The sequence below is a fragment of the Chloroflexota bacterium genome (genome assembly GCA_020850535.1).
GTDB lineage: Bacteria > Chloroflexota > UBA6077 > UBA6077 > JACCZL01 > JADZEM01.
Map to the genome: position 1 here is coordinate 1 of JADZEM010000091.1, position 11,303 is coordinate 11,303.

The 11,303-nt window shown below is 68.1% G+C and carries 9 protein-coding genes; 5 read left to right on the forward strand and 4 right to left on the reverse strand.

Annotated elements, in window-relative coordinates; all coding sequences use genetic code 11:
* Positions 1-384: 384 nt before the first annotated feature.
* On the reverse strand, positions 385-3,618 hold the full coding sequence (locus IT306_13105) for an efflux RND transporter permease subunit (GenBank protein ID MCC7369360.1): 3,234 nt from the start codon (positions 3,616-3,618) through the stop codon (positions 385-387).
* Positions 3,619-3,999: 381 nt separating this feature from the next.
* On the opposite strand from IT306_13105, the gene IT306_13110 reads away from it, so the two are divergent.
* The 5 genes from IT306_13110 (at position 4,000) to IT306_13130 (ending at position 8,547) form a co-directional block, all read left to right on the forward strand.
* On the forward strand, positions 4,000-4,434 hold the full coding sequence (locus IT306_13110) for a MarR family transcriptional regulator (protein MCC7369361.1): 435 nt from the start codon (positions 4,000-4,002) through the stop codon (positions 4,432-4,434).
* A complete protein-coding gene (locus IT306_13115; GenBank protein ID MCC7369362.1) occupies positions 4,431-5,909 on the forward strand; it encodes a DHA2 family efflux MFS transporter permease subunit in 1,479 nt (492 codons plus the stop codon). Before IT306_13110 ends, IT306_13115 begins: the two co-directional genes overlap by 4 nt.
* Entirely contained in the window at positions 5,906-7,078 is a 1,173-nt protein-coding gene (locus IT306_13120; GenBank protein MCC7369363.1) for a histidinol-phosphate aminotransferase family protein, read from the forward strand. Before IT306_13115 ends, IT306_13120 begins: the two co-directional genes overlap by 4 nt.
* Positions 7,078-7,770, forward strand: a complete 693-nt coding sequence (locus IT306_13125; GenBank protein MCC7369364.1) for a response regulator transcription factor — start codon at positions 7,078-7,080, stop codon at positions 7,768-7,770. The genes IT306_13120 and IT306_13125 overlap by 1 nt, the downstream gene beginning before the upstream one ends.
* 171 nt (positions 7,771-7,941) lie before the next feature.
* The gene (locus IT306_13130; protein ID MCC7369365.1) at positions 7,942-8,547 is read left to right on the forward strand and encodes a hypothetical protein; all 606 of its coding nucleotides are present in this window, start codon (positions 7,942-7,944) and stop codon (positions 8,545-8,547) included.
* An 88-nt stretch (positions 8,548-8,635) separates the two neighbouring features.
* On the opposite strand, the gene IT306_13135 is transcribed toward IT306_13130, so the two are convergent.
* From IT306_13135 to IT306_13145, 3 genes are all read right to left on the reverse strand, one after another.
* The gene (locus IT306_13135) at positions 8,636-9,118 is read right to left on the reverse strand and encodes a hypothetical protein (GenBank protein MCC7369366.1); all 483 of its coding nucleotides are present in this window, start codon (positions 9,116-9,118) and stop codon (positions 8,636-8,638) included.
* A 497-nt stretch (positions 9,119-9,615) separates the two neighbouring features.
* Positions 9,616-10,542, reverse strand: coding sequence for an NAD(P)-dependent oxidoreductase (locus IT306_13140; GenBank protein MCC7369367.1), 927 nt, complete (start codon positions 10,540-10,542; stop codon positions 9,616-9,618).
* Positions 10,543-10,633: 91 nt separating this feature from the next.
* Positions 10,634-11,242 (reverse strand): hypothetical protein, encoded by a 609-nt coding sequence (locus IT306_13145; GenBank protein ID MCC7369368.1) that lies wholly within the window; start codon positions 11,240-11,242, stop codon positions 10,634-10,636.
* Positions 11,243-11,303: the final 61 nt, after the last annotated feature.

Below are 11,303 nucleotides of genomic sequence, written 5' to 3' on the forward strand. Positions count from 1 at the left end.
AGTCGCTGCGCGACGCTCCAGTCGCACCAGTGCCTGCCGTTCCCGACGGCCGTCGCGCAGCGACGGAATGACTGTAGGCGGGGGTTTCAACCCCCGACCGCCCGTTCCATGATGCTTCGGGTACACCAATGAACATGCGATCGCCCTGATGCTGCTACCAGTGCAATCGTATGTTGAGCGCGTCGTGCGGCGGCGTCGGGGCTTGAAAGCCCCGCCTACGATCCTGCAGTCGCTTCGCGACGCTGTAGTCTCACCAGTCCCTGTCCGTGCCCGGTGTCCGTCGCGCAGCGACTGCATGCGTGTAGGCGGGGACTTCAGTCCCCGACCGCCCGTTCCATGATGCTTCGGGGACACCAATGAACATGCAATCGCCCTGGACTTGGTTCAGCCCCGGCTGCCGACCTCTTCGAGGCGCGGGCGGCCAGCGACCGCCGGGCCGTGGGCCGACTCACGTGCGGGCAGCGGATGCGGCTCGGCCATCCCGCCGCGCCGGAATGGCCGCCAGCGCCACAGCCGCACGATCAGCCGCTGCAGATCGTCGAAGTAGGTGTACATGCAGGGGACGACCAGCAGGCTCAGGAGCGTGGACGAGAGCATGCCGCCGATGATCACCGAGGCCATGCCCTTGTAGGTCTCGGAGCCTTCCTCCAGGCCGATCGCCAGCGGCGTCAGGCCAGCGACCAGCGCCACGGTCGTCATCAGGATCGGGCGGAGGCGCGTCTCGCCGGCCTCGCGGAGGGCGTCGTTGCGCGCGCGTCCCTGATTGCGGAGCGTGTTGGTGTAGTCGATCAGCAGGATGCCGTTCTTGCCCACCAGCCCCATCAGCACGATCACGCCGATCATCGAGAGCAGGTTCAGCGTGTTGCCGGTCACGGCCAGCCCGACAAACGCGCCGATCACGGCCAGCGGCAGGGCGAACATGGTGGCGAACGGCAGGATCATGCTCTCGTAGAGGGCTGCCAGCAGCATGTACTCCAGGATCACCGAGAGCGCGAGGGCCAGGATCAGGTTGTTGAACGCCTTCGCCTGCTGCTCGCTCTGGCCGCCAAGCGACACGACATAACCGGCTGGGATCGTTCCGTCAGCCGTCATCTCGGTGACCGCCTGCTGCAGCGGTCGTGTCACGTCGTTGAGGGGGACGCCAGCGCCGAGGCTCGCGCCGATGGTCACCAGCCGCTGACGATTGCGGCGGTCAACCGAGGTCGGGCCAGCCACCTCGGACGCCCGGGCCACCTGCCCGACGTTGATCGTCGCGGACTGGCCGCCGCGCGTGGCCGTCATCGGAATCGCCAGGATGCTGCCGACGTCCGCCCGTGCCTGCTCGGCCAGCAGCAGGCGCACGTCCACCTCGTCCTGCCCCTCGGCGCGCAGCTTGGTGGTGACCGAGCCGTCCACGGCGGTCCGCAGCACCTGCGCGAGCTGTTGGGCTGAGACGCCGGAGTCGGCCATCCGCTGCCGGTCCGGGATCACGCGGGTCTCGGGATTCGACGCCGCCACGCTGTTGGTCACGTCGCGCGCGCCAGAGATGCCGGCCAGCGTCTCCTGGACCCTGGCGGCGACCGCCTGGAGCGTCTGCGGATCCTCGCCCGTGATCAGGGCCTGGATCGGCTGGCTGCTGCCACCGCCGCCGCTGGCAGTCGCCACCCGGATTGTGGCGACGGGGATGTCGCGAGTCCGCTCGATGACCTCGTCGGCGATCTGGACGTTCGAGCGATGACGGTCGTGCAGTGGGTACAGCACGATCTGGACGCGACCAAACCGCACGCCACTGCCGCTCGCACCGAAGCCGCTGCCGCCGCCCTGGCCAGATGCCGCCAGGTAGAACTCGATCTCTGGGATGTCCGCGATGCGGCTGTTGATGACCTTGAGCACGTTCTCGGTCGCTTCGAGCGACGACCCTGGCGGCATCTCGACCGTCACCGAGACCTGGCCGTTGTCCGAGGCCGGAATGAACTCGAACTTGATCAGCCCGAGCGGCACCATCGCGATGGCAGCGCCCAGTGTGATGACCGCCGCGAGCACGGGCACCCAGCGGTGCCGGAGCACCCAGGCGATCATCCGGCCGTAGACCTGCCGCGTGCCGTCCATGAACGCTTCGAAGCCGCGCAGAAACAGCCGCCACGGCGTGAACGACGGCTCGTGGTGGCCGCTCTTGAGCCAGCGGGAGGCGAGCATCGGGGTCAGCGTGAACGAGACGAACAGCGAGAGGAGCGTCGCCGCCGCGATCACCAGTCCGAACTGGCGGAAGAAGCCGCCCACCGTACCCGACATGAAGGCAACCGGCGTGAAGACCACCACGTCCACCAGGGTGATGGCGATGGCCGCCAGCCCGATCTCGCTGCGCCCCTTGATGGCGGCGTCCTTTGGCTCCTCGCCCATCTCCAGGTGGCGGAAGATGTTCTCCAGCACCACGATGGAGTCGTCCACCAGCACGCCGATGACCATGACCAGGGCGATGGACGACATCAGGTTCAAGGTGAACCCGAGGAAGAGCATCGCCAGGAAGGTCGTGATCAGCGAGGTCGGGATCGCGAAGAGCACGATGACCGTGCTGCGGAGCGTGTGCAGGAAGACCAGCAGCACCAGGCCTGTCAGCGCGACGGCCTCGATCAGGCTCTGCTGCACGCCCCTGAGCGAGTTGCGCGTGGCGACCGAGTTGTCGCTGATGATCGAGATGCTGGCGCCGCTCGGCAGATCCTTGTTCACCCGCGCGATCTCAGCGCGGACGCCGTCCACCGTGGCGATCTCGTTGCTGCCCGACTGCTTGGTGATCGTCAGCGAGACGGCTTCCTGCCCGTTCAGCCAGGTGCGGCTCGTCGGCTTCTTGAAGGTGTCGACGACCTCGGCGACGTCCACGAGGCGGATGTTCTGGCCACCATTCGTCGGGATCTGGACGGCGCGGATGTCCTCGACGGACTGAAACAGGCCGTAGACTCGCAGGTTGATGCGCTCGCGGCCACGGTCGATGCTGCCGCTGGGCTGGCCCTGGTTCTCCCGCGCGATGGCCTGGGAGACCTGATCGATGGTCAAACCGTAGGCGCGCAGCCGATCCGGGTTGACCAGGATCTGAACCTCGCGCTGGAGGCCGCCGCTGATAGTGACCGAGGCGACGCCGTTCTGCGATTCGAGGCGCGGCTTGATCTTGTCGTCCGCCAGCACGAAGAGCCGGTCGAGTGGCATGTTGCCGTTGAACGCCAGGAAGAGGACCGGCTGCAGCCCGGGATCGAGCTTCAAGACGGACGGCGTGTCAGCATCTGCCGGCAACTGGTTGACCACCGCGCCGACGCGCCGCTGCACGTCGATGGCGGCCGTGTCCGTGTTGGCTGAGTCCAGAAAGGTAATGGTGATCTGCGAGCGGCCCTCCGCCGACGACGACTGCAGCACGTCGATGTCGGCGATGCCGGCAATGGCGTCCTGGAGCGGCTGGGTCACCAGCCGGTCGACATCGTCAGGCGACGCACCCGAGTACGTCGTGACGACGGTCACGACCGGAAAATTGATGCTCGGGAACAGCTCGGCATTCAGGCGGCTGAACGAGACGAGGCCAAGAATGACCATCGCCGAGATCACCATGAGGATGAAGACCGGGCGGGTGATGGCGACGCGTGTCAGACCCATCTCGGCGGATGCACTCCTGCAGAAACTGGAGAGGCGTGAGCGACGCGACCAGGTGCTTCGGGCATCGGCCCGTCAGGCCCTCAGGCGAGAGAACGGACGAAGCGCGCACTGAGGGATGATTCGAACGTACCGGACAGTTCTAGCATATCGAAGTATCCCCGCTGCCCTCCGCTCAGGGTATTCCAGAGGTGTCACCATTCTGTGAACGAGGCCGTGCATTTTGCCCCGGCCGCTCGCGAGACCGGTACTATTTCGATGCACATGAACTATTAGACCGAAGGAAAGTGTCCGTTGGCAATCCCCGCCCCTGACCGGTTCGTCGCCGCTACGGATTCGCCCGCCACCCAGGCGGACGACCCGCGCGTCGAGCAGATCTGCCTGATGTTCCACGGCTTCATGAAGGCGCTACACGCGCTCGACAATCCCAGCTGGGGCAGCCTCGACCTGACCATGAGCCAGCTCAAGACGATCATGCTGCTGGTGGACACGGGCGGCCTGACCGGACGCGACCTTGTCGAACGGTTGAAGGTGGGTGCGCCCGCCGTGACGGCGGTCGTGGATCGCCTGGTGCAGCGCGGCTACGCGCGGCGCGAAGAGGACCGAGCCGACCGGCGGATCTCGTGGGCGCGGCCCACCGACAAGGCGACCGCGCTCTTCGAGCGGATCCATGCGACGCACCGCGCGCGGCTTGCCGACATTCTGAAGACGATCCCGGCCGACCAGCTTGACACCGTGCTGTCGGCCATCACCACGCTCGAGGTGGCTGCAGTGCAGCAGGCCGGCCTCACACCACGTACTGGGAAGGCCTGTTCATGATCTCCGCTCCGCACCACTCGGCGTCCGGTCGCCCGTCGTCGCCGACGATCACCCAGATCCTGGCGACGCTCGCGGCCATCATCCTCGGCGCGTTCATGTCGATCCTGGACGCGACCATCGTCAACGTGGCGCTCCCGACGTTCGGACGCGTCTTCGAGACCAGCATCCAGTCGCTCCAGTGGATCATCACCGGGTACATGCTGGCGTCGGCTGCCGTCATCCCGATCTCGGGCTGGCTCAGCGACCGCTACGGCTCGAAACGGGTCTACCTGACGGCGCTGGTGATGTTCACGCTCGGCTCGGCGCTCTGCGCGGCGGCCACCACGGCCCCGATGCTCGCGCTGTTCCGGGTGATCCAGGGGCTTGGCGGCGGCATGCTGATGCCGGTCGGCATGGCCGTCCTCTTCCGCGTCTCGCCGCCCGAGAAGCGCGGCGCAGTCATGGGCATCTTCGGCATCCCGATGCTGCTCGGACCGGCCCTCGGTCCGGTCATCTCGGGCTGGCTGCTGGAGATCGCTTCCTGGCCGTGGATCTTCCTGATCAACGTGCCGGTGGGCGTCGTCGCCGTCTACATCGGGATCCGGTCGCTGCCGAGCTTCGCGAGCGAGAGCTCCCAGGCGCCGCTCGACCTCGTCGGGCTGGTGCTCGGCCCGATAGCGTTCTCGGCCCTGACCTACGGCATCAGCGAGAGCACCGAGTACGGCTGGACCGGTCTGCCGACCCTGGTCGGCGTCGGCGTCGGCTTTCTGGCGCTGATCGGATTCGTCGCACGGCAACTGACCACGGCCCATCCGCTGATCGAGCTACGGGTGTTCACGAGCCGCGATTTCAGCGTCGCCATCCTGGCCCAGTGGCTGATGATCTTCGGCATGTTCGGGACGTTCTTCCTGATTCCGGTCTTTCTCCAGCAGGTGCGTGGCTACTCCCCGCTCCAGACGGGCTTGCTGACGCTGCCAAACGCGGTGGTGGCCGCCTGCACCATGCCGCTGGCTGGCCGGCTGTTCGACCGCTTCGGGGCGCGCCCGCCGGTCGTGGTGGGGTTGAGCATCGTGGTTGTCGCGTTCTGGCTGCTCTCGGGCCTGAACGCGGGGACGACGACCTTCGAGCTGATCCTGGCCCTGGCGATCATGGGCGGTGGCATGGGCATGGCGATGATGCCGCTGGGGACACACGTCCTCAACACGGCGCCACGCAACCTCGTCAGCCGGGTCACGTCGCTCAGCGGGGCCTGCCAGAACGTCGTGTCGTCGCTGGCGGTGGCGACCTTCGCGACGCTGCTCCAGGGGCGGATGCTGGCGAACGCCGCCGGCAGTGCACAGACCACCACGGCCCAGGCCCAGGCGTTCGGGGATGTCTACGGCTCGGCGCTGTGGGTGATCGTGTTCGCGGCGCTGGTCGTGCTGACCTTGCGACGGCCGGCCCCGAACCCGCACGGCGGCCAGCATCAGCGTGAGGTGGTATCGTCCGTCGCGTGAGTGAGTCGCCGGCGCCAACTCCCGCGCCAACCCCCACGCCAACCATCGCTGTCGGGGCGCCGCCCGTGCCCCGACAGCCCGCTGTGCCGCGTGTCGAGCATGGCGGGCCAGACTATGCTGAGCTGGCGACCCTCGGCATTCGCGCCGACGCCCTGCTGGACTTCAGCGTCAACAAGAACCCCCTCGGCGCATCCCCGCGCGCGCTGCGGGCGCTCGACCTTGTGGACGTATCCGTCTATCCGGACGACCGTTGCCTGCGGCTGCGGGCCGCGCTGGCGACGGCCCACGCGGTGCGTGACGACGAGGTGCTGGTCGGCAACGGCTCGGTCGAGCTGATCTGGCTGCTGGCCGAGGCGTACCTCGCGCCGGGCGACACGGCGCTGATCCTCGGCCCGACCTTCGGCGAGTATGAGGCCGGGGCACGCCGAGCCGGCGCGACGGTCGTGCAGCTGGACGCCTCCGAGCGCGATGGATTTCGTCCCGATCTGCCAACCGTCTGCGCCGAGATCGAGCGGCTGCGCCCGCGCGTCGTGTTCGTCTGTAACCCGAACAACCCGACCGGCCAGGCGCTGGACCCTGAGGCGCTCCGGTCGATGCTCGCGAGCCTGAGCGACGGGCTGTTGGTCGTCGATGAGGCGTACATCGAGCTTGCCGAAGGCGTCGAGAGCGCCGACGCCCTCCGCCGTGAAGACCGGCGGCTGGTGGTGTTGCGCTCGCTGACGAAGAGTCACGGGCTGGCGGGGCTGCGACTCGGCTACCTGCTGGCCGACCCCGAGGTCGGGCGGGCGATCAGCCTGTCGCAGCCGCCCTGGAGCGTCAACGCCTACGCCCAGGCGGCCGGGCTGGCCGCCCTCGGCGACGACGAGTACCTGCGCGAAGGTCGGCGGCTGGCCCGCCGTGCCCGCGCGCTGCTGGTGGACGGGCTGGAGCAGCTCGGATTCTCCTGCGTGCCGACCCGTGCGAGCTTCTGGCTCGTCCGCGTCGGAGATGGCCAGCAGGTACGGACCGAGCTGTTGCGGCGTGGCATCCTGGTACGAGATGCCCGCTCATTCGGACTGCCGGCGTATATCCGTGTGTCAGTTCGGCCGCTGGACGAGTGCGAGCGCCTGCTGGCGGTGCTCTCCGGCTTGGTATCCTCCGGCGTACTCCCCGGCGATCAGGTGACGTGATGGCGCGCGTGCTGGTGGTTGACGACGAGCCTACCCTCGTAGACACGATCCGTTACAGCCTCCGCCGTGACGGCTTCGACGTGCATGTCGCGATGGACGGCAACGAGGCGCTGAAGCTGGCGCGGGCGAGCATGCCTGACCTCGTCGTGCTGGACCTGATGTTGCCCGGCATCGACGGCCTCGAAGTGTGCCGCCAGCTGCGGCGCGAGAGCACCGTCCCGATCCTGATGCTCACCGCCAAGGACGACGAGATCGACAAGATCGTCGGGCTGGAGGTTGGGGCTGACGACTACATGACGAAGCCGTTCAGCATGCGTGAGCTGCTGGCGCGGATTCGGGCCATGCTGCGCCGCTCGCGGATGACCCAGCAGGCCGCCGACGAAGAAGGTCCCCAGGCGGTGCGCTCCGGCGATCTGGAGGTCGATCCGCTCCAGCGCAGGGTGACGTTGGGTGAGCGTGTCCTGCAACTCAAGCCGAAGGAGTTCGACCTGCTGATCTACCTGATGCAGCATCGCGGGCAGGTCCTGACGCGCGACCAGCTTCTGGAGAAGGTCTGGGGCTACACCTTCGGCGGCGACACGCGCACGGTCGACGTCCACATCCGCTGGCTGCGCGAGAAGGTCGAAGAGGATCCTGGCTCGCCGCGCCGCCTGGAGACGGTGCGGGGCGTCGGCTATCGCTTCGTCAGCTGACGGCCAGGGGCGGCTTGCCCCCATGGCCCGCGCGGCGTCGGAACGTTAACCGCCACTTTACGTTGACGCCATTCCGGTTAAGGGTGGCTTAAGCGGGCCTGCCTACCCTTCCTGCGAGGCCTCGGGATGGGGCCGTACCAGGAAAGGACCGTCGGCATGGACATCGCGGTGATGATTCCGACACCGATCGTCGAGCATGACGGACGTCGACCCGAACGCTGCGACCGCTGCGGCTCGCAGGGGTTCAACCTCCACCAGCGAGCTTCCAAGGCACTCAAGGATCCGCTGACGTTGCGCGCGGACGTCATCCGCTTCATCTGCAAGCGCTGCCGCAAGACCACCAGGCTCTATCCCCCCGGCGTGGACAGCGCCCGCCAGACTGTTGCGCTGCGGCAGGCCAGCGTGCTGCTCTACTGGCTCGGGCTCTCCTACGATGGCATCCGTGAGCTGCTCGGCCACCTCGACAGCCCGCTCTCGAAGGCGACGGTCTGGGCGAACGTCCGAGCCAGTGGCCTGCTCGGCAACCGCCACCGGCTGCGGGCCGATGCCGGCACCCTCTCGATCCAGCATCGAACGGACGGCGGTGCAGCGAACATGCTGCTGCGCGGCCGGGCCGTGTCCCTGGAGCTGGTGCGGACGCCGCTCGAGCTGAGCCTGACCGTCAGTACCCTGCAGCCGGAGGCCGCCCGGCTGGTGTATCGCCGGTTGGAAGAGGCGACCCGCCGCCTTGGCCTCGAGACGACGGCTCCGCAGCTTCGCGAGGTCGTTCACGGCTGATCCCGACCGCCCGGATGCAGGCGATCTCATCCGAACAGCACGCGGGCCGGGGGCCTTCAGCCTCCGGCTCTCGGTGTGCGTGGAACGATCAGGCCTTGAACGGTTTGAGCGGGTGGTCGAACGTCGGGCTGGCGTAGGTGCGCACGCGGGCGCGCTGCTGGCGGATGTACTCCAGCCCGCGCTGCAGGCCATAGTCGCTCACGTCGTGCAGGCCGATGAAGTCGATGCCGTTATCCACGCCGAACCCGACGAGGTTGCCCTGCTGGTCGAGGTGTGCCGTCACGCCCAGCTCGAAGTAGCGGTGATCCTCGTCAGCCGCCGTCCCGAGGTAGTGGTAGGCCCGCCAGCTCACGTCGTCGGCTGAGGGTACGATCCGCCAGGGGGGGCGTCGCCACGGCAACCGCGGGCCGCCGCCATCCCACGAGCGCCGAGCCGCCTGCGCCAGAATCGGTTGAACCAGCGGATCGAGCTTCGCCGAGGCGTCGCGCTTCAAGTGCAGCCAGGCGTCAGCACGGTCGTCGAGCATCGTCTCCTCGGGCGCGGTGGTGTCGGATGAAGTGGCAACACGCAAGGAGCCGCGCCTTCGCAGACGCGGCTCCCGTGATTGTAGCCAGATCCTGTCGGCGATGAGGCCAGTCGTCCCCGCGCTGAGGGCCGGGTCAGCGCGACGCTGCGCGTTCTTGCTCTTCTGTCCGGCGGGCGTCCTGCCGGCGCAGCGACGCGTAGCACTGCCAGCAGATGTAGCCACGGCCGTTGGTCAGCGGAATCGGCCGCCGCTCTTCATATCCCTGGCCGATGAGGATGGTGCACACCCGGCAATGCACCGGTCCTCGGGGCCGAGGCAGGTCACGATGCTGCATGCCACCCTTCCAAGGAACCGTCCAGGCCCCGCTGGGACAGCGCTCATAGCCGCGACACTGGCCCTGCCTGACGCGCAGAAATCGACAGCCCTGTGACGTTTCACAGGCGCATCACTGCCAGTATAGCGACAGTTCGTGCGCGCGAAAACCCTTTCCTCGCGCAGCGCAACCCTGAGCTTGGCCCCGAGAATCGACGCTCTGAACGTGGCTATGAGCGGTCGCGGTCGGCGGTCAGCTCGGACACGACCGCGACAGGATCGGTCAGCAGGTGGATCAGCTTCGCATCGCTGGCATCCTCCAGCCCGAACGCGGCAGCAAGCTGCATCGTCTGGAGCGCCGCCGATGCCGTGACCATCGGGACGCCGAACGCGCGGCCCGTCTCAAGCACCAGCGGCATGTCCTTCTCGGTGAAGATTCGCAGGCTCGATCCGGTCTGGAAGCCGCCGTCGAGCATCGCGCCGACGCGGCTGACGAAGATCTGGCTGCGGGCCTGTCCGGTGATCAGGAGGTCGTAGACTTGCTGGAGATCGGCGCCGGCCGCCCGCGCCAACGCCATCGCCTCGGCAGCGGCCGCGAGGTGCGTGCCGACCAGCAGCTGGTTGACCATTTTGATCATCTGGCCCTGGCCCGGCTCCGTCCCGACCTGGAACACCTGGCCGGACATCGGTTTGAGGATCGGTGCGGCGGCGGCCAGATCCACGGCCGCCCCCGACGCGATGACCGTCAGCGTGCCGGCCTGCGCCCCCGACGCCCCGCCGGTCACCGGCGCGTCCACGACCCGAAAGCCGCGCGCCGTGATGTCGGCCGCCAGCGCGCGCAGGGCGACCGGGCCGATGGTCGCCATCAGGATCACGAGGCCGCCCGGATCGAGCGTCTCCAGCGCACCGTTGGGGCCGAACAACGCCGCGCGTTCCTGGTCGGCGTCGAACGGGATGGCGGCGACGACCTGTGCTCCCCGGGCAGCGTCGGCCGGCGTGGCGGCGGCCCGTCCACCGCGCTCGGCAAGCTGCGCCGAGCGCTCCGCTGCCACGTCGAAGCCGGCAACCTCGAAGCCAGCCTCGGCGAGGTTGCAGGCCATCGGCAGGCCCATCGCCCCCAGCCCAAGGAATGCCACCCGCACGAGGTCCGTTGCCATCGCTTCGCCACCCCTCCAGCGCGTGACCCGAGACGCGCTCACCCGTCTGTCACGAAGATCCAGGCGCCGCCCTGGCGCGACGGTCTCCGCGCTACGCGTGCAGCCAGGTCTCCGAGAACGCCAGGAACGCCATGCTGCTCTGCGTCCCGAACACGTCGCGAGGGCCGACCACGCCGGCGCCTGTCACGCCGTTCGCCACGACCTCGGCCCCACTCGCCGGCACGAACAGCGAGAACATCTCGTGCTTGCCCGTGGCCGACTGCTCCTTGAGGTACTCGACGAAGAATGGCTCCCGGAGCGACTTCCAGGCCAGCCGAACGTCAACGCCCGGACCGGTGATCGTCTCGACCCAGTCGGTTGACTGGTTGCCGCTGTGCTGGAAGCTTGCGGCTGGCGTGTAGGTCAGCCCGTCGAGCGCAGGGATGCCCCGCCACGCACCGAAGTAGCTCAGGAAGTCGGACTGCAGGTAGCGCGCGAGCGGCTCGTTGTCGGTGAAGCAGGCGTTCACCACGGCGTCGCCGCCCTTGAGCAGCGGGTCGGTCAGCACGAACGCGGCGTGGCCCGGCCCGTGCGGCGAGACCACCACCCTGAAGAACGAGACCAGGCAGGTCGTCTCACCATCTACCGTGGCCTTCAGGGTGATCCCCGGGTTCTCACCAGACCAGTCGATCTTGTTCGGATTCACTGGTGGGCGTGCCATCGCTTGCACCTCCTGTGCGTGCGTTCCTGTGACGGTCCGGCGACGAGCGATGCCGCGCCGG